Annotated in this window: 16 protein-coding genes; 9 read left to right on the top strand and 7 right to left on the bottom strand. The window is 64.3% G+C overall.

Annotated elements, in window-relative coordinates; all coding sequences use genetic code 11:
- Positions 1–13: 13 nt before the first annotated feature.
- Positions 14–2,248 carry a transglycosylase domain-containing protein gene (locus tag D0Y60_RS04565; RefSeq protein WP_117367278.1) on the bottom strand — a complete coding sequence of 745 codons (2,235 nt, stop codon included), beginning with the start codon at positions 2,246–2,248 and terminating at the stop codon, positions 14–16.
- 291 nt (positions 2,249–2,539) lie between these two features.
- Here D0Y60_RS04565 and D0Y60_RS04560 point away from each other — a divergent pair, with 291 nt between their 5' ends.
- The gene (locus D0Y60_RS04560) at positions 2,540–3,511 is read left to right on the top strand and encodes a flagellin (RefSeq protein ID WP_117367276.1); all 972 of its coding nucleotides are present in this window, start codon (positions 2,540–2,542) and stop codon (positions 3,509–3,511) included.
- 99 nt (positions 3,512–3,610) lie between these two features.
- Here D0Y60_RS04560 and D0Y60_RS04555 read toward each other — a convergent pair whose 3' ends face one another.
- The 4 genes from D0Y60_RS04555 to D0Y60_RS04540 all read right to left on the bottom strand — a co-directional run bounded on the left by D0Y60_RS04555 (position 3,611) and on the right by D0Y60_RS04540 (position 7,257).
- Entirely contained in the window at positions 3,611–4,003 is a 393-nt protein-coding gene (locus tag D0Y60_RS04555) for a BA14K family protein (protein ID WP_245409109.1), read from the bottom strand.
- 135 nt (positions 4,004–4,138) lie between these two features.
- Positions 4,139–5,086, bottom strand: a complete 948-nt coding sequence (locus tag D0Y60_RS04550; protein ID WP_117367272.1) for a lysylphosphatidylglycerol synthase domain-containing protein — start codon at positions 5,084–5,086, stop codon at positions 4,139–4,141.
- 201 nt (positions 5,087–5,287) lie between these two features.
- The gene (locus D0Y60_RS04545; RefSeq protein ID WP_117367270.1) at positions 5,288–6,679 is read right to left on the bottom strand and encodes a M20/M25/M40 family metallo-hydrolase; all 1,392 of its coding nucleotides are present in this window, start codon (positions 6,677–6,679) and stop codon (positions 5,288–5,290) included.
- 137 nt (positions 6,680–6,816) lie between these two features.
- Positions 6,817–7,257, bottom strand: coding sequence for a MarR family transcriptional regulator (locus D0Y60_RS04540; protein ID WP_117367268.1), 441 nt, complete (start codon positions 7,255–7,257; stop codon positions 6,817–6,819).
- A gap of 400 nt (positions 7,258–7,657) precedes the next feature.
- Between D0Y60_RS04540 and polA the strand changes: the two genes are divergently transcribed.
- From polA to D0Y60_RS04500, 8 genes are all read left to right on the top strand, one after another.
- Positions 7,658–10,645, top strand: a complete 2,988-nt coding sequence (gene polA / locus D0Y60_RS04535; protein ID WP_117367266.1) for a DNA polymerase I — start codon at positions 7,658–7,660, stop codon at positions 10,643–10,645.
- Between the two features lie 177 nt (positions 10,646–10,822).
- Complete coding sequence (locus D0Y60_RS04530; RefSeq protein WP_117368360.1) at positions 10,823–12,031, top strand: glycosyltransferase family 4 protein; 1,209 nt, start codon at positions 10,823–10,825, stop codon at positions 12,029–12,031.
- Between the two features lie 62 nt (positions 12,032–12,093).
- The gene (locus D0Y60_RS04525) at positions 12,094–13,146 is read left to right on the top strand and encodes a glycoside hydrolase family 5 protein (RefSeq protein WP_245409089.1); all 1,053 of its coding nucleotides are present in this window, start codon (positions 12,094–12,096) and stop codon (positions 13,144–13,146) included.
- A gap of 310 nt (positions 13,147–13,456) precedes the next feature.
- Positions 13,457–13,711 (top strand): acyl carrier protein, encoded by a 255-nt coding sequence (locus D0Y60_RS04520; RefSeq protein ID WP_117368358.1) that lies wholly within the window; start codon positions 13,457–13,459, stop codon positions 13,709–13,711.
- The gene (locus D0Y60_RS04515) at positions 13,708–14,880 is read left to right on the top strand and encodes an acyl-CoA dehydrogenase family protein (protein WP_117367262.1); all 1,173 of its coding nucleotides are present in this window, start codon (positions 13,708–13,710) and stop codon (positions 14,878–14,880) included. Before D0Y60_RS04520 ends, D0Y60_RS04515 begins: the two co-directional genes overlap by 4 nt.
- Before the next feature lie 4 nt (positions 14,881–14,884).
- A complete protein-coding gene (locus tag D0Y60_RS04510) occupies positions 14,885–15,799 on the top strand; it encodes an amino acid--[acyl-carrier-protein] ligase (protein WP_117367260.1) in 915 nt (304 codons plus the stop codon).
- Between the two features lies 1 nt (position 15,800).
- Positions 15,801–16,754, top strand: coding sequence for a DUF1839 family protein (locus D0Y60_RS04505; protein ID WP_117367258.1), 954 nt, complete (start codon positions 15,801–15,803; stop codon positions 16,752–16,754).
- A gap of 11 nt (positions 16,755–16,765) precedes the next feature.
- Positions 16,766–19,213, top strand: a complete 2,448-nt coding sequence (locus tag D0Y60_RS04500) for a glycoside hydrolase family 2 protein (protein ID WP_117367256.1) — start codon at positions 16,766–16,768, stop codon at positions 19,211–19,213.
- A 4-nt stretch (positions 19,214–19,217) separates the two neighbouring features.
- Here the strand turns inward: D0Y60_RS04500 and D0Y60_RS04495 are convergent, their stop codons facing one another.
- Positions 19,218–21,023 carry an alpha/beta fold hydrolase gene (locus tag D0Y60_RS04495; protein WP_117367254.1) on the bottom strand — a complete coding sequence of 602 codons (1,806 nt, stop codon included), beginning with the start codon at positions 21,021–21,023 and terminating at the stop codon, positions 19,218–19,220.
- The gene (locus D0Y60_RS04490) at positions 21,020–22,549 is read right to left on the bottom strand and encodes an oligosaccharide flippase family protein (RefSeq protein ID WP_158565402.1); all 1,530 of its coding nucleotides are present in this window, start codon (positions 22,547–22,549) and stop codon (positions 21,020–21,022) included. The genes D0Y60_RS04495 and D0Y60_RS04490 overlap by 4 nt, the downstream gene beginning before the upstream one ends.
- Between the last annotated feature and the right edge of the window lie 46 nt (positions 22,550–22,595).

Raw genomic sequence — 22,595 nt, 5'->3', positions numbered from 1 at the left:
GCCGGCAACAGCATCAGCCGCCCAGGAGAACGTCGAGAAGGGTGGTGCGCCGCGTGGCCGGCTGGCGCTGTTCGCCGACATCGGCTGGCGGCGTCATGCCGTCGTCAAGAGGGACCGAGCCGGTCTGGTCGGTCGCGACGGCCTGACCGTTGCCGGCGGGCTGTTCGTCCGTGCCGAGCGTGCGGGAGATGATGTCGAAGAGCTGGTCGCCTTCCGGGGTCGGTTCCGTGCCGCCGGCTGCCGGCAGCTCGACGCCGCCATTGGCCGTACCAAAGAGCGGCGATGGCGCAAGGCCGGTATGGGCGGCGATCATGAACTGGCTGAAGGCCTTGGCCGGCAGCCCGCCGCCCGTGACCTTCTTCATCGACTTGCCGTCGTCATTGCCAAACCAGACGCCGGTCGTCAGGTTGCTGGTATAGCCGACGAAGAGCGCGTCGCGGAACGACTGGGTCGTACCCGACTTGCCGGCGACCGGCCAGCCGGGGACGCGAGCATTCTTGCCGGTACCCTCCGTGATGACGCGCATCATCATTCCGTTCATCTGGGCAACGATGTTTTCCGCCAGCACGCGCGGCGGGTTGTCATAGGTATTTTCGTAGAGCACCTTGCCGTCGGCCGTCGAAATGCGGCGGATAATATGCGGCGTCGCCTTGTAGCCGCCGTTCATGAAGGGCGCATAGGCGGAGGTGAGCTCCACCAGCGTCACTTCCGACGTGCCGAGCGCGATGGAGGCGTTCGACTGCAGCTCCGATTCGATACCGAGCCGGCGGGCGAGCTTGATCACCTCGTCGGGACCGACTTCCATGACGAGTTGAGCGGCGATTGTGTTCAGCGAATTGGCAAGCGCGGAGGCCAGCGTCACCTCGCCGCGATATTTCTGGTCGTAGTTCTCCGGCGTCCATTTGCCGATCCGGACCGGCGCGTCGTTGCGGATGGAGAGCGGCGAGCGGCCCGCTTCCAGCGCCGCCGCATAGACGAAGGGTTTGAAGGCCGAGCCGGGCTGGCGCTTGGCTTTGGAGGCGCGGTCGAACTGGCTTTCGGCATAATCGCGCCCGCCGACCAGCGCGCGAATGGCGCCCGTACCGTCGATGGAGACGAGGGCGGCCTGCGAGGCGTTCAGCTTGGCGCCCTCCTTGTCCATGACCGCAGTGATCGCCTCGTCGGCCTTCTTTTCAAGGTCCAGGTCGATCGTCGTATCGATGACGAGGTCTTCCTTGATATCGCCGATCATGCCGGGAAGCTGGGCCATAACCATGTCGGCGGCATAATGCTGCGCACCGGACCAGTAGCTCTTCGCCCGCGCCGGCGTCTGCGACATGGCGGTCTTGATTTCGTTTTCGGTGACGAAACCTTCTTCGCGCATAGCACCGAGCACGACCTGCGCGCGGGCTTCGGCGGCTTCCGGATCGCGCGCCGGCGACAAGCGCGACGGCGCCTTGAGGAGACCGGCAAGAAGGGCAGCCTCGCCGAGATTCACGTCGCGCGCCGACTTGTTGAAGTAGCGCCGCGATGCAGCCTCGACTCCGTAGGAATTCGAGCCGAAGAACACGCGGTTCAGGTACATCGCGAGGATCTGGTCCTTGGTGTATTTGTGTTCCAGCCACAGCGCGAGCAGCACTTCCTGCACCTTGCGCTCCAGCGTGCGGTCCGGCGAGAGGAACATGTTCTTCGCCAGCTGCTGCGTCAGCGTCGAGCCGCCCTGCACCATGCGGCCGGTCGTGACATTGGTCAGCATCGCGCGCGCAAGGCCGAGCGGATCGATGCCGAAATGCGAATAGAAGCGGCGATCCTCGATGGCGATGACGGCCTGCGGGATATAGGGCGACATGTTTTCGAGCGACAGCGCCTCGCCGCCGGTCAGGCCGCGATTGGCGATCGTATCGCCGCTGACGGCGAGGATCTTGATATTCGGCGGACGGTCGGGGATCGACCAACTTGTGGCGCTCGGCATGCGCGCGCCGTAGTAAAGCACAAGCCCCCCGACGCCGATCGCGCCCCAGATGCCGAGCACGACGCACCAGTAGATGAGCCGGCGCACGAGACCAAAAAGGCCACCGCCACCCGAACCACCCCGCTGGCGGCGTGCGCCGCGCTGCGGCTTCTCGGCCTTCGCCGTCTTGCCGCGCGGCTTACGCCCGCCACTCCCTGCCACACGATCGCCGGCGCCGACATGAAAGTCGTCGTCGTCTCGGCCCCCGGATGCCTGGAACGAGGGCTCGATGCGCTGGGATTTGCGATTGGCTGCCATGAACGGTCGGATATACCCTTGAAAACGTTGCGGTGCCTGAACCTTAAATGAGGCGATTTAAGGGGTGGTTAAGGAATAGCAAACGCTCCATCCCGGTTTTGGGGCCTTCCACCGACCCTTAATACGCCGCGAAACCGGGCCCATTTCAGCTACGCGCATTCAAGCCACCGCTAATCCACTGAGATATTTGGTAAAAATTGGGTGATTTAGAATTCGTTAACCATAACCACGCTTACTCGGCATGACCTTCCCGGCCCATGATGGGCACAATCCCCTTTTGAATGATTTGATATGACCAGCATCCTGACGAATGCGGGCGCGGTTTCCGCGCTCCAGACCCTTCGCGCGCTCAATTCCAGCATGATGGACGCGCAAGGCCGTGTTTCCAGCGGCCTTCGCGTGCAGACTGCCGAGGACAATGTCGCCTATTGGGCGGTCGCCACCACCATGCGCTCTGACAGCATGGCGCTGGATGCGGTGTCCGACGCGCTCGGCATCAGCGAAAGCATCGTCAACACCGCCTATGCCGGCATGTCATCGGCCATCGAGGTCATGCATCAGGTCAAGGCGAAGCTCGTGGCTGCCCATGAGGATGGCGTCGACAAGGTGAAGATCAACACGGAACTCGACCAGTTGAAGGACCAGCTGCGGTCGATTGCCTCCTCGGCCTCATTCGCCGGCCAGAACTGGCTGCACATGACGGATCCGACCGACCCGATGCAGAACGGCGTGAAATCGCTGCCCGCTTCCTTCGTACGCAACGAGGCCGGCGGTGTCTCGATCACCAACATCAAGTTCGACATGACCGCCGTGTTCGACACAGATCAGGTCTTCTACCTTGTTTCGGATGGAGGCTGTGACGGCATCATCACCAATTCCGGATTTGCCACCATGCAGGGCTATAGCCAGGACTGGGTGCTGATCAGCGGCGCCAATCATGTCGGCCATCCGGAAATCACGCTTACCCCGGAGACGACGCGGCAGGAACTCGAGGAAATGACCGTGGTCGTCGACCTGATGACGGAACGCATGATCAAGGTCGCCTCGATGTTCGGCGCGCTGGAGAGCCGCATCTCGCTGTCGTCGGCCTTTCTGGAAAATCTGAGCGACGCCATCGGCCAAGGCATCGGCCGACTTGTCGATGCCGACATGAACGAGGAATCGACCCGGCTCAAGGCCCTGGAAACCCAGCAGCAGCTGGGGATACAGACGCTTCAGATCGCCAACTCCAATGCGGAGGGCGTCTTGAGGCTGTTCCAGTAAGTCCCCGGAGCAATTCCAGCAAAAGTGTAGCGGTTTGCATCCGGAATTGCGACCAATCTAAAAAGATCGGGCGACACTAAGGCCGCCCGTCTGAAAACCTTAGTAGTAAGGCGAATAGCACTGGCGGCGGCCGCCATAGTTGGGCTGGAACGTGTTGTCGTAAGCCCGGTAGGACCGATAGCGCGAATAGCACCATTCGGTGTGACGCGGATTGATCCCCTCGTAACGCGGCTCGGCATAGCCGTCATTGGCAATGGCACCGCCGATGATTGCGCCCGCGCCGAAGGCAGCCAGCGGATACCACCAGCCATCCGAATGGCGGCGATAGCCATGGCGATGATGCCTGTAACCGCGATGGCCACCATGCCAGCCGCGACGCTCGCGATACTGCACCTGTTCAACATCGCTCGTCTGCGCAATACCGGCCTTGGCCAGGGGCATGGCAATGGCCGGTGCAGAGACGAAGGTGGTGGCGAACATGGCGACGGCCATGGCAGCGGCAAAACCGCTCTTGATCGTTGTCTTCATGTCGATCTCCCTTGATATCACTGTTTTACAGTGCACTAGACGGATCACACCATGAAAGAATTCGGCTGAACCCGCGATGAACCAAAACTATCCGTTGTATCAGTCTTCGCTGCTGCCGAGCCGCGCGAGGAACCGCTGGCGCTCGTAGATGAGAATGACCACCAGCGCCATGATGAACGGAATGATGAGGTAGAACAGCCTGAAGACCGCGAGCGCCGCCAGAACCTTGGCGGGATCGATATCCGGCAGACCGGCGATGAAAACCAGCTCGAGAACGCCGATGCCGCCTGGCGCATGCGAGAGCAGGGCGACCGAGAAGGAGGCGAGGAAGATGCCGAGCACGACGAAGAAACCAGGATTGCCCTCCGCCGGCAGCACGAAATAGATGATCGCGGCGGCCCCGATCAGCTCGATCGGCGCGATGAACAGCTGGCGGAAGACCAGCGAAGGCTTTGGGTATTCGAGCTTCAGCCAGCGCGTGTTGATCGGCCGGAAGCCGACGAGGCTGCCGATCACATAGAGCACGACCAGCCCGAGAATGAAGATGCCGGTCGAAAAGGCCGCCTCGATCGGCAGGACATGGGAAAAACGCCCGACGATCTCCGGCTCAAACACCAGAACAAGGCCGAACAGCATCACCGTGCCGAGCGCGAAGGTAAACGAGCAGAAGGCGACGAGAACGCCGACCTCGGATGCCGTCAGCCCCTTTGCCGTATAGGCCCGATAGCGCACCAGCGCACCGGAAAAGACCGAGGCGCCGATATTGTGCGAGAGCGCATAGGTCGTGAACGAGGTGACGGTGATGAACCACAGCGAGATGCGGTGGCCAAGATGCTCCAGCGCCAGATGGTCATAGGCCGCCAGCGCCGCATAGGCGACGAGTGTCGCGCAACAGGCCAGCACCCAGCCCGAGACGGGAATGGCGTGAATGCTCGCCATGAACTCGTCAAGCGATAAGCCCCTCAGGTCCTTGTAGAGAATATAGATCGACAGAATGATCGCGACCGTGCTGACCAGCGGCCAGAAGAATTTCTTCAGTCGCTTCATTCCGCCTTCCCCCGCATGCCCGGCGTCCCACCGCCGGGGCCGCAGGGGTTTCCCGCATTTGCCCCGTAAAAAGCCATCTCGTTATCCCCACCGTCCGGTCCTGTCATTCGCCTTGCGGCGACGCGGCCCTTTGTTCGGTCAGTGGACCAGCATTTCCGTGTCATCGGGTTAACGCTGGCCCAAATCGTCATCACATCTTGGTCAGCGCGCCGCGAGCGCGGAGAGAATGCGCACCCAGGAGCGGATGCCCTTCTCGAAGGAGCGCAATTCGTATTTCTCGTTCGGAGAATGGATACGGTCGTCCGAAAGCGCGAAGCCGACGAGCAGGGATTCCATACCCAGCATCTTCTGGAAATCGCCAACAATCGGGATGGAGCCGCCCATGCCGATGACGACGGCCGGCTTCGGCCACTCGTCGGACAGAGCCGATTTCGCCTTGGAGAGCAGCGCCGAATCATAGGGCAGCTGGATGGCCGGCGAGCCGCCATGGGCGTGGAACGTCACCGAGCAATCCGCCGGGATTTTTGCACGCACATAGGCGCGGAAAGCGTCGCGGATCTTTGCGGGATCCTGCTTGCCGACGAGACGGAAGGAGACCTTTGCCGAGGCTTCCGCCGCGATGACCGTCTTGAAGCCTTCGCCGGTATAGCCGCCGGTGATGCCGTTCACTTCCGCCGTCGGGCGTGCCCAGGTCAGTTCCAGCACGGAACGGCCCTTCTCGCCCGAGGGGATCGACAGGCCGATCTCGCCGAGGAAGCTTTCCGCCGTCTTGCCGAGCGTTTCCCAGCCAGCCTTGATCTGCGTCGGGGTCTCCTCGACGCCCTCGTAGAAACCGTCGAGCGTCACGCGGCCGGTCTCGTCGTGCAGGCCGGCGAGGATCGTCGTCAGGATGTGGATGGGGTTGGCGGCGGCACCGCCGAAATAGCCGGAATGCAAGTCGCGATCGGCCGCCTTGACGATGACCTCCTCGCCGACGAGGCCGCGCAGGCCCGCAGAAATGGCCGGCGTATCGGCGTCCCACATGCTGGTGTCGCAGACCAGCGCGAAATCGGCAGTCAGTTCGGCGGCATTGGCTTCGAGGAAGGGCTTCAGCGACGGCGACCCGGATTCCTCCTCGCCCTCGAACAGGATGGAGACGCGGCAGGGCAGCGAACCCACGGTTTCCTTGTAGGCGCGGCAGGCCTCGACGAAGGTGAGGAGCTGGCCCTTATCGTCGGATGTGCCGCGGCCGGTGATGATGCGGCGGCCTTCGCCGGCATCGCGCACCGCCGGATCGAAGGGATCGTGGTCCCAGAGGTTCAGGGGATCGACCGGCTGGACGTCGTAATGACCGTAGAACAGCACATGCGGCGCATCAGGCTTGCCGGCATCGTGATGGGCCACCACCATCGGGTGGCCGGGCGTGTCGCGCACCGTCGCATCGAAACCCAGCGAGCGCAGCTCGGCCACCAGCCATTCGGCCGCCCGGCGGCACTCCGGCTTGAAGGCCGGATCGGTGGAGATGGACTTGATGCGCACCAGCTCGAACAGGCGATCGAGGCTAGCCGGAACATTGGCGCTGGCGCGGTCGAGGACGGGCAGGATGTTGGTCATGGCGAATTCCCTAAACATGGCGCGCAAGGCCGTTTCTCGGCCCTTGCGTGGACACCACGCGCAAATCAAATGGCGTTCGGGCGCGACATTAGACCGATCGTGTCGGCGAGGGCAAATCGTATGACGATTCTGCGACGTCAGATCCTGGGGTCGCGGCCGAGATTGGCCAGCACCATGCGCATATATTCGAGCAGCAGTTCGCGCTCGAAGCGCCTGAAGCCCTGAAACAGGGCATCTTCGGTTTCCGAGGCCGCCGCCATTGCCGTCTCGCGCAGCGCCTTGCCGCGTGTCGTGAGGTAAACGAGCTGGGCGCGCTTGTCCTTGGGGTGTTTCCTGCGGGAGACCAGCCCGTCGCGCTCCATGCGCGCCAATGTATTGGCCATGGTCGCCTGTTCGATGTCGAGCCGATCGAGAAGTTCGCGCTGGGTGAGGCCGTCGCCGCTCCACAATTCGAGCAGGACCGGAAACTGACCGGGCGCCAAGCCGCTGCCATCCGCCCGCGCCTGCAGCGCGCGCGACGCTCCCTTCGCCACGAGATTGGCGAGGTAGGCAGCCGACTCCTTGCGGTCAAAATCCATGAACGGAGGCTATGCCGGTTCGCGGCAACTGGCAATGATAGATCGTAGGCAATACAATCACCCCAAACAGGAATGCAACCGCCCAAAAAGGAGAAGCCGCCGACGACAGGAGGCTTGTCGCGGCGGCTTCTCACGAAAGATGGACAAAGGCCCGGAGAGGGGGATGAGGCCTTTGTCCTTGTCTGGCGCGGCGGGGGACAGGCCGGGATGCCAGACAGCGGCTTGATCAGGTGCCGATGAGGAATATTTGTGGGTCCGAATGTGGCTTTTCAAGGGATTCCGAGCCCCCCGAGAATTACAAATTGGTAACGTTCGTGTGAGGCTTTCGCGCGCCTCGGAAAGCCCTCCCGCCGCAATGAACGATGGACGCGGAAGGAAGCCCGCGCTATCCATTCACCCCATGAAAAAAGGTGATCATCTCTTCCTCGTCGACGGCTCCGGCTTCATCTTCCGCGCCTTCCACGCCATCCCGCCGCTCAACCGCAAATCCGACGGTTTGCCGGTCAATGCCGTCTCGGGTTTCTGCAACATGCTGTGGAAGCTCCTGAAGGATGCGCGCAACACCGATGTGGGCGTCACGCCGACGCATTTCGCCGTCATCTTCGACTATTCCTCGAAGACCTTCCGTAACGAACTCTACGATCAGTACAAGGCCAACCGCACGGCGCCGCCGGAAGACCTGATCCCGCAGTTCGGCCTGATCCGCCATGCGACGCGCGCCTTCAACCTGCCCTGCATCGAGAAGGAAGGCTTCGAGGCCGACGACCTGATCGCCACCTATGCGCGGCTTGCCGAGGCCGATGGCGCAGACGTCACCATCGTCTCCTCCGACAAGGACCTCATGCAGCTCGTGACCGACAGGGTCTCAATGTATGACAGCATGAAGGACAAGCAGATCTCCATTCCCGAGGTGATCGAGAAATGGGGCGTGCCGCCAGAAAAGATGATCGACCTGCAATCGCTGACCGGCGATTCGACCGATAACGTGCCCGGCGTCCCCGGCATCGGCCCGAAGACCGCCGCCCAGCTTCTCGAGGAATATGGCGATCTCGACACGCTTCTCGCCCGCGCCGAGGAGATCAAGCAGGTCAAGCGCCGCGAGAACATCATCGCCAACCGCGACCTCGTGCTGATCTCGCGCCAACTCGTCACGCTGAAGACCGATACGCCGCTCGACATAGGTCTGGACGAGCTGACGCTCCACCCCCAGGACGGTCCCAAGCTCATCGCCTTCCTCAAGGCCATGGAATTCACCACGCTGACGCGCCGTGTCGCCGAGGATTGCGCCTGCGACGCTGCTGCCATCGACGCGGCCAATGTGCCGGTCGAGTGGGGTACGGAAGCGCATGGTCCCGATCTCGACAAGGGCGATGTCGCAGGCCCGGCGCTCGATCTCGACGGCAACGAGACGGCTGCCGAGGCTGCCGAGACGCTGCTGCCCACCGCCGGCCCCGACGGTGCCACACCGACATCGCTTGCCAGGGCGCGGGCGGAACGCTTCTCCGCCGCCCCGATCGACCATTCGACCTACGAGACGGTGCGCGACCTCGAAAGCCTCGACCGTTGGATCGCCGCCGCCCGTGAAACCGGCCTCGTCGCCTTCGATACAGAGACGACGTCGCTCGATGCCATGCAGGCCGAACTCTGTGGCTTCTCGCTCGCCATCGCCGACAATGCCAAAGACCCGACGGGTGTAAAGATTCGGGCCTGCTACGTGCCGCTCAACCACAAGACCGGCGTCGGCGACCTGCTCGGCGGCGGGCTGGCCGAGGGACAGATCCCGGTGCGCGCCGCACTGGAGCGGCTGAAATCGCTGCTGGAGGACCCATCGGTCCTCAAGGTCGCACAGAACCTCAAATACGATTATCTCGTCATGCGCCGCCACGGCATCACCGTGCAGAGCTTCGACGATACGATGCTGATGTCCTATGCGCTCGATGCCGGTGCCGGCACCCACGGCATGGACACGCTCTCCGAACGCTGGCTAGGCCACAAGCCGATCGCCTACAAGGACGTCGCCGGCTCCGGCAAGGGAGCGCAGACCTTCGACATGGTCGATATTTCCCGCGCCACAGCCTATGCGGCCGAGGATGCCGATGTGACGCTGCGCCTCTGGCACGTCCTGAAGCCCCGCCTCGCCGCCGAGCGCATGACGACCGTCTACGAGCGGCTGGAGCGCCCGCTGGTGCCGGTGCTGGCGCGCATGGAAGAGCGCGGCATCACCATCGACCGGCAGGTCTTGTCCCGCCTGTCGGGCGAACTGGCGCAGGGTGCCGCCGGCTACGAGGAGGAAATCTACGAGCTGGCCGGCGAGCGCTTCAACATCGGCTCGCCCAAGCAGCTCGGCGACATCCTGTTCGGCAAGATGGGCCTGCCCGGCGCCTCCAAGACCAAGACCGGTCAATGGTCGACCTCCGCACAGGTGCTGGAAGACCTCGCCGCCCAGGGCATTCCGCTGCCGCGCAAGATCGTCGACTGGCGCCAGCTGACCAAGCTGAAATCGACCTATACCGATGCACTGCCCGGCTTCGTGCATCCTGACACCAAGCGCGTCCACACGTCCTATGCGCTCGCCTCCACCACGACGGGCCGCCTCTCCTCCTCCGAGCCGAATCTGCAGAACATCCCGGTGCGCACGGCGGAAGGCCGCAAGATTCGCACGGCCTTCATCTCGACGCCGGGCAACAAGCTTGTTTCGGCAGACTACAGCCAGATCGAGCTGCGCGTGCTGGCCCATGTCGCCGATATCCCGCAGCTCAAGCAGGCCTTCGCCGATGGCGTCGACATTCATGCGATGACGGCGTCGGAAATGTTCGGCGTTCCCGTCGAGGGCATGCCGTCGGAAGTCCGACGCCGCGCCAAGGCGATCAATTTCGGCATCATCTACGGCATCTCGGCCTTCGGCCTCGCCAACCAGCTGTCGATCGAGCGTTCGGAAGCGAGCGACTACATCAAGAAGTATTTCGAGCGTTTCCCCGGCATCAAGGACTACATGGACAGCACCAAGGCCTTCGCCCGCGAGCATGGCTATGTCGAAACCATCTTCGGCCGCCGCGCGCATTACCCCGAGATCAAGTCGTCCAATCCCTCGGTGCGCGCCTTCAACGAACGCGCCTCGATCAACGCACCGATCCAGGGTTCCGCCGCCGATATCATCCGCCGCGCCATGGTGAAGATGGAGCCGGCACTCGCCGCCGCCGGCCTTTCCGCCCGCATGCTGCTCCAGGTGCACGACGAACTGATCTTCGAGGTCGAGGACGGCGAGGTCGAGAAGGCCATTCCCGTCATCGTCGATGTCATGGAAAACGCCTCGATGCCGGCGCTGTCCATGAAGGTACCGCTGAAAGTGGATGCGCGCGCCGCGACGAACTGGGACGAGGCGCACTGAGGAGCATCGCCACGCGGACGCGCGGCGGTTGCAATCTCTTAAGCCTGTTTGCGGAAGGCCGCGCGGCTTAACGCGGCCTTAACATCGCAGGCGTCTTGATCGGCGCGATTGGGCGCGATGGTGTCGCCCAGCGGCGTCGTCGCTCGTGCGATTGCGGCGCTCGATCCCCTGCTACGGATGACCGCGATGAACCCTGCCACCCTTGCCGCCTCGAATGTCTCAGCGCCGCTGGCCGTGCAGGTCGTGCGCCAGTACATCCCGAACCGCGGCGGGCTGGAGGATGTCGTTGCGCAGCTGTCACGCCAGCTCCTGTCGCGCGGTTTTCGCGTACGCGTCATCACGCTCGACCGGCTGTTTTCCGCACCCGACAGGACCTTGCCGGCACGCGAGATCATTGACGGCGTCGAGGTCGTGCGCATCCCGTATTCCGGCAGCACGCGCTATCCGATCGCCCCGCAGGTCTTCCGCCATCTCTCGGATGCTGCGATCGTGCATGTGCATGCCATCGATTTCTTCTATGACGCGCTCGCCTGGGGCTGGCTGGCGCATCGCAAGCCGCTGATCGCCACGACCCATGGCGGCTTCTTCCACACGGCGAAATTCTCCGGCCTCAAGACGATCTGGTTCAACACGACGACGCGGCTTTCGGCGCTCGCCTATCGCCGCATCATCGGCTGCAGCGCGCAGGATACCCGAACCTTCCAAAAGGTCGCCGGCAGCCGCGTCGTGCGTATCGACAATGGCGCCGATACCCAAAAGTTCGGCGATGCCGGCGCCCGCGATGCCCGCCGCCGGCTGATCACCGTCGGCCGCTTCTCCGTCAACAAGCGCCTCGACAGGCTGATGGACGCAATGGTGCAACTCGCCGCGACCGACCCAACCTGGCACCTCGACATTGCCGGCGTGCCGGGCGACCATTCCGCCGAGGACTTGGCCGGCATGGTGCGGGCGCGTGGCCTCAACGCCAATGTCACCGTGCATATCGGTCTCCCCAACGAGGCCGTGCGCGGGCTGATCGGCGATACCTCACTCTTCGCCTCGGCCTCCGAATACGAAGGCTTCGGCCTCGTCGCCATCGAAGCGATGAGCGCCGGCCTCGTGCCGGTGCTGCACCCGAACGTTGCCTATACCGACCTCGCCGCCAGCCATCCGGAAATCCGTCTCTGCGATTTTTCCGATGCTCGCAGGGCCGCCGAGGCTATTGCGGGTGCCCATGCCATGCTGGTGCTCGATCCCGCCGGTTATCGCCGCGCGGCGATGGACGCGGCGGCAGCCTATTCCTGGGATCGCGTGGCGGATCGCTACGCAGACGTATATCGTGCTACCCTTGGCGGGACCAAGTACGGCGAGCCCCGTGGGCTTCTCGCGGAACGTCCGGGCGCCTGACACGTTCGCTCCCTTTGTTTTCACGCAGGTCCGGCGGCACCAAACCCGGAATGGAGACAGCCATGGTATCCTCGGGCCGCGCATCGGCACTCTCGAAACTGGTGGTGGCGGCCATGGTCTCGCTTGCGATCCCGGCTCAGGCGAGCGCCGGCTGCCTGCGCGGCGTCAATCTGGCCGGCGCCGAGTTCGGCAAGGGCCGTGGCACCTATGGCAAGGATTATGCCTATCCTTCGGCCGAGACGATCGCCTATTTCGCCGGCAAGGGGTTCAACGCCGTGCGCCTGCCGTTCAAATGGGAACGGCTGCAACCACGCCTCAAGCGCGGTTTCGAAAAGGCGGAGCACAAGCGGCTTTCCGAGACCGTGAAGGCGCTGCGCGCTGCCGGCATGACGGTCATCCTCGACCCGCACAACTACGCCTATTACGGCGACAACCAGATCGGCTCGGCCAAGGTGCCCGACAGCGCCTTCGCCGACTTCTGGAAGCGGCTGGCCGAGGACTACAAGGACGATGCCGGCGTGCAGTTCGGCCTGATGAACGAGCCCCATGACGTGACGGCGATGCAATGGCTCGCCTCCGCCAATGCCGCCATCGCCGCCATCCGCGAGACGGGCGCAAAGAACCTCGTGCTGGTGCCGGGCACGATCTGGACGGGTGCACACAGCTGGGAAACGGAGCGCGACGGCGGCGCTAACGGCACCGTCATGCTCGGCATCGAGGACCCCGCCAACAACCACGCCTATGAGGTGCACCAGTATCTCGACGACGATTTTTCCGGCAAGGCAGAAACCTGCGCGCGCGCCGACGATGCGGTCAAGGCGCTTGAGGGTTTCACCGACTGGCTGAAGCGCAACGGCAAGCGCGGTTTTCTGGGCGAGTTCGGCGGCTCCGCCGACAAGGCCTGCCTCGACGGCCTGGCCCGAATGACGGCGCTCGTCAACAAGGAACCGGCGGTCTGGACCGGCTGGACCTATTGGGCCGGCGGCGACTGGTGGCCGGCGACGGAAGCGCTGAACATCCAGCCGACCGCCGACGGCGACCGACCGCAGCTCGCAGCCCTCATCGCCGGCGGCGGCCTGCCGGCAAAGCCCGGCGCCTGCCCGGCCCTTCCTTAAGCTGACTTTTCAAGCCCTGAAGCCGCCAACCCCACACGCTTTCAGAGTATGGCTAACGCAATGCAAACGGCAACACACCGTGCCATTGCAGGACAGTGGAGATTGCGCGCAACACCCTGAAAAAGCAGGGCCATTCTGTATTTTTTCACGAAGCCTCGGTGATGCCCGGTTCAGAACGGAGCGCCCACTTTTGCGGCTTCACAAAATCTTATCCATGTCCCTTCAGCCGATCTTATCAACCGTCGGTTATATCTTTCTCGAAGAATAAGCACAGCCAGCCCCGGCCGGCCGAGAAACGATGGAGAAGAACATGAAGCAGAAGATCCGTGATATCCTGGGCAAACATGGCGGCCTCCCGGTTCCGGTCGAGACGCTCGCCGACGATGCCGATCTCTATGCGGCAGGCCTGTCCTCCTTCGCCTCCGTGCAGGTGATGCTCGGCATCGAGGAAGCCTTCGACGTGGAATTCCCCGACAACCTGCTCAACCGCAAGTCCTTCCAGAGCGTGGACGCTATCACGCGTGCGGTGTCGAGCCTCGTCGGCAATGCGGAGGCCGCCGAATGACCCTCACCGTCGGTTCGGGCCTTGCGGAACGCGCCGAGCGCGTTTCCGCCGTGGCCGCAGCGCATGCCGACGATGTGGACGTCAAGGGCCGCTTCCCGCGCGAAGCAGTCGACGCGATGATCGCCGAACGGCTGTTGTCCATCCAGATCCCCGCCGCGCTCGGTGGCGAGGATGCGTCCCTTTCGCAGATCGCCGAAGTCTGCTCGCTCATCGGCCAGAGCTGCTCGGCCGCCGCCATGGTCTTCGCCATGCACCATATCAAGCTGTCGAGCCTCGTCTCGCACGGCGCTGGCGACACCTGGCATTCCGGCTTCATGCGCCGCGTCTCCGACGAGCAGCTGCTGCTCGCCTCTGCGACGACCGAAGGCGGCATCGGCGGCAACCTGCGCAACAGCATCTGCGCGATCGAGATCGACGGCGACACCTGCCGCCTGACGAAGGACGCCACCGTCATCTCCTACGGTGCGCACGCCGACGCGATCCTCATCACCTCGCGCGCCCATGCGGATGCCGCCTCGACCGATCAAGTCATGACGGTCTTCACCAAGGATCAGTACACGCTGGAGCAAACCCATGTCTGGGATACGCTCGGCATGCGCGGCACCTGCTCGGACGGCTGGCTGTTCAAGGGCGAGGCGCCGAAGGAACAGATCCTTCCGAAACCCTTCGCCGAGATCGCCGCCCAGTCGATGCTCGCCACTTCGCACCTGCTGTGGAGTGCGGTCTGGTACGGCATCGCCGTCAACGCGGTCGCCCGCGCTCAGGCCTTCGTCCGCGCCGCCGCCCGCAAGAGCCCCGGCGTTGCACCGCCCGGTGCCCTGCGTCTGGCGGAAGCCTCCAACCTGCTGCAACTCGTCAAGTCCAACACGATCGCCGGGCTTCGCGAATACGAAGCGGCCAAGGCGGATCCGGACCGGCTCTCCTCCATGGGTTTTGCGGTGGCGATGAACAATGTGAAGATCGCCTCCTCGGAAACGATCCTGTCCATCATCAACCAGGCCATGCTGATCGTCGGCATCATGGGCTACAAGAACGGCACGCCGTTCAGCCTCGGTCGGCATCTGCGCGATGCGCATTCCGCCCAGCTGATGATCTCCAACGACCGCATCCTCGGCAACACGTCCAACCTCCTGCTTGTTCACAAGCAGGACACCAGCCTGATCGGGTGACACCATGGATATGCAGACTTCGCTTCTCGACCGGCTCTTCGATTCCGGTCTGCTCATCGATACCGGCGTCGAAGGCCTCTATGGCCGCTCGGGTGCCTTCGAAGATGTGATCGCCCGCTTCGAGCGGCTGATCGATGCCTTCGGCGGTGCCGACGGCGCGGAGGCCATGCGCTTTCCGCCGGGCATGAACCGCGCGCATTTCGAAACCTCCGGCTACATGAAGAGTTTTCCGCAACTCGCCGGCACCGTGCACAGCTTCTGCGGCGGCGATGCCGACCACATGAACCTGCTGCAATGCATGGAAGTAAACGGCGACTGGACCAAGGACCAGAAGGCGACGGACATCGTGCTGACGCCGGCCGCCTGCTACCCGCTCTATCCGACCATCGCCAAGCGCGGCCGCCTTCCGGCCAAGGGCGGTCTCTACGACCTGCAGTCCTACTGCTTCCGCCACGAGCCCTCCAATGACCCGGCCCGCCAGCAGCTGTTCCGCATGCGCGAATATGTCTGCATGGGCACACAGGAACACGTCACCGAGTTCCGCCAGACCTGGATGGATCGCGGCCTGGAAATGATGGCCAAGGTCGGCCTCGACGTGACAATCGACGTCGCCAACGACCCGTTCTTCGGCCGCGCGGGCCGCATGATGGCCAACAATCAACGCGACCAGAACCTGAAGTTCGAGCTACTGATCCCCGTCACCTCGGCCGCCAAGCCGACGGCCTGCATGAGCTTCAACTATCACCAGGACGCTTTTGGCGCGAAGTGGGGCCTGAACCTCGAAAACGGCGATGTCGCGCACACTGCCTGCGTCGGCTTCGGCCTGGAGCGCATCGCGCTCGCACTCTTCGCCCGCCACGGCATGGATATCGCGCTGTGGCCGGCTGAAGTCCGCAAGACCCTGGGATACCAGGACTGACATGGCTGCCGTCTTCGCCGGGGCCAATCCCGAGACCTACCGGCCGCATGCCCTGCACGACGCGGAGCGCATGTGGCCGGAGACGAATTGTTACGTCGACCTCTGGATCGAGGTGCTGAATGCGTTCGGCACCCAGCCCGAGGCGGTGCTCGGCTTCTCGCTGACGCAGGATTTCGAGGGCGACCAGTTCACCTTCTTCAAGGTGCCGCTGGAAGACCTCGAAGCACTCTACGGCATCCGCGCGACGGAACTCGCCATCTTCGACACGGTGGAAAGCCATGTCGCGACCCAGATCGCCCGCGGCCGCCTCTGCCTCGTCGAGATGGACAGCTTCTACATGCCGGATACCCGCGGCGTCGCCTACCGGCAGGAGCACGGCAAGACGACGGTCGCGATCAACCGGCTGGATCTCGAGGCAAAGCAGCTCGACTATTTCCACAATGCCGGCTTCTTCCGGCTGGAGGGCGAGGATTTCGACGGGCTGTTCCACCTGAACGACGGCCCCGAAGACCTGCCTTTCCTGCCCTATACGGAATTCGCCAAATTCCCGGAAAAGCAACCGGACGAGGCGCATTTGCGCCATGAGGCAAAACGCCTGCTCGCGTTCCATTTCGCACGCCGTCCTTCGCAAAACCCGGTCGCGGCCTTCGCAAAGGTGTTTCCGAAGCAGGTCGAGGCCGTGGCGGATCGCCCCTTCGGCTTCTTCCATAAATATGCCTTCAACACGCTGCGCCAGCTCGGCGCCAATTTCGAGTTGGCCGGCAGCCATCTCGACTGGCTCGGTGTCGACGGCAGCGACGCCGCGCGCAAAATCTCGGAGACGGCGAAGTCCGTGCAGTTCCAGCTCGCCCGCGCCGTGACGCGCCGGAAATTCGATCCGCTGGCGACGGCGCTCGATCCGGCGATCGAAGCGTGGGATACTCTTATGGCTGACTTGGCCACCCGCATCGACTGAAGGAAGACGAGATGTCCGAGACCGGTAAGGCGCTTTCCACCGGCTGGCGCATGGCGTTGACAGCGGCCCATGCCGCCGCCGACCCGGCCGCGCTGGAAAGCCTTTCCGATCTCCTCGACGCGCCCGTGCCCGGCACCGTCGCCGGTGCTCTGGAACGCGCCGGCCGCTTCGACCGCACCGCCCCCGCACCGCTCGATCATCTCGACGCCTGGTATGTGCTCGACCTCTCGGGCGAAGCGCCGGGCGACGCCGTGCTGCATTTCGATGGCCTCGCGACGATCACCGAGATCTGGTGGAACGGCGCGCTCGTGCTGTCCTCCGACAGCATGTTCATCCGCCACGCCTTGCCCATCACGCTGACCGGTAACGACCGCCTCGGCCTGTGTTTCCGTGCGCTAAAACCGCATCTGGAAAAACGCGGCCCCCGCGCCCGCTGGCGCCCGCAGATGATCACGCCGCAGGGCCTGCGCCTTGTGCGCACCACCCTGCTCGGCCGCATGCCCGGCTGGTGCCCGGAGGTCCATGCATCCGGCCCCTGGCGGCCGGTGCGCCTGACACGGCCGACACCGGCCATCGCGACTGATATCCGCCTCTCCGCCCGCCTGCTCGAAAGCGGCAAGGGCCAGCTGGAGATTGGCTTCACGCTCGACGCTGCGACAGCCCCTGTCGTGGAATGTGCCGGCGTCAGCGCCGCAGCGATCCCCAGTGGTGAGAACAGTTTCAGCGCCAGCCTCACCATCCCCGACGTCAAGGCCTGGTGGCCACGCACGCATGGCACGCCCGTCCTGCACGATATTTTCCTTGTGGTGGAAGGCGTCAGGCAAAAGCTCGGCCGCACCGGCTTCCGCCGCATCGAGATCGACCGCGGCGCCGATGGCCGCGACTTCGCTCTCGTCGTCAACGGCACAAAGATCTTCTGCCGTGGTGCGGTCTGGACCAATGCCGATATCGTCGATCTGCCCGGCACGCGTGAGCGCTACGAACCGCTGCTCAAGCTTGCCGCCGACGCCCATATGAATATGCTGCGCATCGGCGGCACCATGGCCTATGAGACGCCGGACTTCTTTGCGCTGTGCGACGAGCTCGGCATCCTCGTCTGGCAGGATTTCCAGTTCGCCAATTTCGATTATCCGGCGAACGATCCGGCCTTCGCCGCGAATGTGCAGACGGAGGTTTCGCAATTCCTCGACGCCACCGCCGCATCGCCGTCGCTCGCCGTGCTCTGCGGCGGCAGCGAGATCGACCAGCAGGCGGCGATGCTCGGCCTGCCGGAGGCGGCCTGGGCCGGACCGCTGACGCTCGACATCCTGCCGGCGCTCGTCGCCACACACCGCCCCGATGTGCCCTATGTCGAGAATTCGCCCAGCGGCGGCGCCATGCCCTTTTCGCCGAATGCCGGCGTCACGCACTACTACGGTGTCGGCGCGTATTGCCGGCCGCTGGAAGACGCACGCCGCGCCGAGGTGCGCTTTGCCGCCGAAAGCCTGGCCTTCGCCAATGTGCCGGAGCAGGAAACGCTCGACGCGCACCTGCCCGTGCCCGCCGTGCACGATCCGCGCTGGAAGGCGCGTGTGCCGCGCGACCGTGGCGCCTCCTGGGATTTCGAGGATGTGCGAGACCACTATCTCGGCCTGCTCTATGAGGAAGACCCAGCCCGCCTGCGCCGCGAAGACCCTTCGTTCTATCTCGACCTCTCCCGCGCGACCGTCGCCGAGGTGATGGAAGCGACCTTTGCCGAATGGCGGCGCGAGAAATCGACCTGCAACGGCGCGCTGGTCTGGACCTATCAGGACCTGCTAACCGGCGCCGGCTGGGGCACCGTCGATGCAACGGGCCTGCCGAAATCTGCCTGGCATGCGCTGCGTCGCGCTTTCCGCCCCGTGCAGGTCACGCTGTCCGACGAGGGCACCAACGGCCTCGACGTGCATGTGCACAACGACAGCGCCCACGAACAGCACCTGACGCTAGACCTCGCCTGCCTGCGCCGCGGCCGGCAGACCATCGTCTCCGGCAAGCGCGACATAGCGCTCGCCCCACACTCCTCCACGACGCTGCCGGCGACCGATCTGTTCGGCGCCTTCTTCGACACGACCTACGCCTTCCGCTTCGGCCCGCCCGCCCATGACGTCACGGTCGGCCGGTTGCTCGATGGCGGGGGGCGGATGGTGGCCGAAGCGTTTCATTTCCCGCGCGGCCGGGCGAAGGCAATGGCGCCTTCCATCCTTTCAGCAGAGTTGCGGCAGGATGCGGAGGGCTGGGTGCTCGATCTTTCGGCGGACCGCCTCGCTCAGTCCGTCGCCATCGAGGCGGAGGGCTTTCTGGCCGATGACAGCTGGTTCCATCTGGCGCCGGGCAGGATCAAGCCTGTCAGGCTCTCGCCGCGCACCGGCACCGCCCCCGCGGCAAAGCCGCATGGCACCGTCCGCGGCATCGGCGCGGAAACCGTCATCTCCTTCTAAAAAATCAGCCGGCTTTCAGGGCTGCATCGAGCAGCAGCGCGCGATAGGCGGCCTGCGCCTGCGGCGGGGAAAGGTTGTGATCGGCGTCGGAGATCGTCTCGACCGTGACATTGCCGTGGTGGGAGAGGCCCCGACGGCCGAAATCAAGTTTTAAACGCTCCAGCCCGACATCGCCTTCGCTGTAGATCAGCAGGACAGGAACCTTGCGGGCCGCGAGATTGTGGAAATCGCCATGCGCCGCCAGGCTCAGCCGGCCGGCGCTGGTGAAGCGGCCGAAAAGACCGGGGGAAAGCGCGATAAGCCGGCGAAGGATCTGCAGGCCGACATTGGAAAGCGCCCGGCCGAGATTGATCTCTCCGGCGAAAAGCCGACGGAAAGTCGCCGGATCGAACAAGCGCTGACGATAATCGTCGAGCGAGCGCGGATTGACCTTGAGCGCCTCGTCGACCGACATGTCGGGATCCCAGCGGAACGTATAGGCATTGACCGGCACGACGGCGGCGATACGGCGGTCATCGACGGCGGCGCGGAAGGCGAGATAGGCACCGCTGCACCGCCCCGCTGCCACGACCGGTCCGAGACCACGTTTGTCAAGCAGATCGACGGCGGCGCGGGCGTCGGCCAGCTGGGCGTCACTGTATTGCACCTGTTCGGGTGCGGCCGGAGCCGGCGGGCTATCGCCGACATTCGCGGCATCGAAGCGTAGCGAGGCAACGCCGTTTCTCGCGAGGTTCCGCGCCGTTTCCGTCACGCCCCGCGCCCAGCCGGCCTGCCGGTCATAGGCCGTGCCGAACAGCAGGACCGTGGCACCACGGCGCGTACCGGCGGGCAGGCAGAGCGTGCCGAACAGCCGGGCGTTGTCGCCGAACCGCACCGGCTCCTCGACAAAGCCATCACCGGCCAGATCGACTGCCGTCGGCAGGGGCTCCGATGCATCCGCATTCGCGCCTTTATAGGCAAGCTGCGCAAGCCATTCCGCAACACCATCGATCACCGCCAACGGCTGATGCGCCAGCGTGGGGTTGGAAACGAGATCGTCATAGCCGGCATAGTCCAAACGGGCGATCGTGGTGCCCAGCGCGGCGAGATGGGCGGCGAATGCCGCATCCTTTTCCCGACCCGGCCTCTCCACGATGAGCGCCCTCGCGAAGGGCTGGGCTTCAAGCCGTTCAAGATTGAAGCCACGCACCGTCTCGGCGATCTTTTCCGGCAGGACGAGGCCGGCAACGGCGGTGCCTTCAGTGATGCGCTGCTCCTGCCGCAGACCCAGGCCTTCATCGACCATCTTAGACCATGCGGAGAGTTCGCGCAGATAGAAACGGCCACTGACAACGGGCGCCATCAACACCGCGGAATCGGCGCCGAGCACCTTGGCCAGCCGTGCGGCGAAGGTCGCGCCCAGGCCATGGCCGATCAGGACCAGCCGGCGGGCGCCAGAAAAGCGGCGTAGCGTGCGAGCCGCCTCGATGATGCTGTCGTCCCAGGCCGCGAGATCGGCGGGCTCCGAAAGATCGAGCGCATCGCCGGTCCCCGGATAATCGAAGCGCAGGCTGGCGAGACCCAGCGTCGCGGCACGCTCGGCCAGCAGACGCCAGAGTTTTCGCGTGCACATTTCCTCGAAACCCCAAGGGCTGAGAAACAGCACGGCGGCATCCGAAAGCAGGCTTCCCGCCGCCGGCGGCGTATAGAGGCCGACGGTTGCGCCGAAAACGACGGGATGCGCCGCCTCACCGGAATGCCAGGCGGATCTGGCGATCTGCTCCGACTTTGCCTCTGTCTTCTCCTCGCCCAAATACATACGTCCCCTCATTCCCCCGCCGGCTGGGCGGCCGGCATCGGCACCACGAAGGCCAGCAGACGGCGCGCGATACGGCCGGGTTTCATGGGCAGCGATTTCAGCATGCCGTCAATGACCGCGCCGTCTTCCGGCGGCACGGCGCGTAACAGGCGCAGCAGCGCCGCGTAGGCGATCGCGCCGGCCAGGATACCCGCGACGACGCCCGCAAAACCGCCGATTTCCTCGGCGACCGGCCAGGCGGCGAGGCCGCAGCCCGCGCCCGCCAAGGCCACCTTGATCAGCACGCCCGGCAGCTGCGCCGACATAGCGCCGCGGCCGACGCCGGTCAGAAGCAGAACGGCGATGACGGCAAAGACCACGCCGCGTACGGTCGCCGCCCCCGCCCCGCCCCAGGTCGGCACCACGAGCAGGCAGCCGATGACCATCAGTGTGGCACCGATGCCGGAGGCCACAAGCCGGATTTTCACCCGGTCCATGGAATAGAGATATTGCGTGACGAGCTGACCGAGCACATAGGCCGGAGACCCTGCCGCGAGGATCGCAACGATCAGCCCGGCCTCTGCAAAGGGCGCGCCATAGACTGCTGTCACCAGCGGGTGGGCGATGGCCGCCAGGCCGAAGCACAGCGGAAAGGTGATATAGGCAAAGCTGCGCACAACGCCATCGAACACCGCGACATGCACCGTGCCGCCCGAGGCTTCGCGCCGCTCGGCATAGTAGGGCAGCAGACTGCCCGTCAGCTGCACAGGAAGCTGCAGCGCCAGATTGGCCAGCGACAGCGCCACGGCGTAATAGCCGACCTCGCCGAGCGAGCGGAAATGCTGCAGGAAGAACAGTTCCGGGCGGCTGAGGAAGATCGCGCTGACGACATACTCGAAGAACAGAACCGCCGAGGTGGCGAGCAGGTAGCGGCGGCGATAGCCGGCATTGTCGCGGCGCACGCCAAACAGACTGAGCGTGTAGAGGAACTGCACGCACTGGCCGGCGATATAGCCGAACAGCGCGCCATCGATACCGTAAAAGGCGGCGCCGGCGATGACGAACGTCATCTGAAGCAGCGACGACAGCGCGGTGATGCGAAAAAAGGTGCCGACGCGTTGCTCACCGATCAGGAAATTCTTGGAGAACGAACCGATCGACTGGATAATCAGCAGGGCGGCCGTGAGCACGACGATGCCAGCCGTGACATCCGTGCCATAGAGCAGCGGGGTCTTGAAGGCCAGACCGAAATAAAGCGCGACGAGGAGCAGCGTCGAGGCAATGACCGGCAGCGCGAGATAGGCGGCAAAGCCGCGCCGGCCCGCCTCGTCGACGCCGCGCGCCTTCAATTGCGGCAGAAGGCGCAGAAGCAGAACGCCGGTGCCAAGCTCGGCGACCAAAGCACCCGTGGCGCCGATCCAAAGCGCAAACGCAATCGTGCCATTCGCCTCCGGCCCGAGCAGGCGGGCCACCAGGATCGAACAGGCAAAGCCAGTCACCAGCAGCAGCATTCCCGCCGCCGCGTTCATGATCGAATTGGACATAATGCCCTTGCTCATCGGTCGTTCCATCCGCCGCATGCGACCGCGGAAACGCCGCGGTTCT

Source organism: Shinella sp. WSJ-2 (assembly GCF_003432075.1).
Classification (GTDB): domain Bacteria; phylum Pseudomonadota; class Alphaproteobacteria; order Rhizobiales; family Rhizobiaceae; genus Shinella.
The sequence above is the reverse complement of the archived record's forward strand: the minus strand, read 5'-3'. Positions and strand labels throughout refer to the sequence as shown.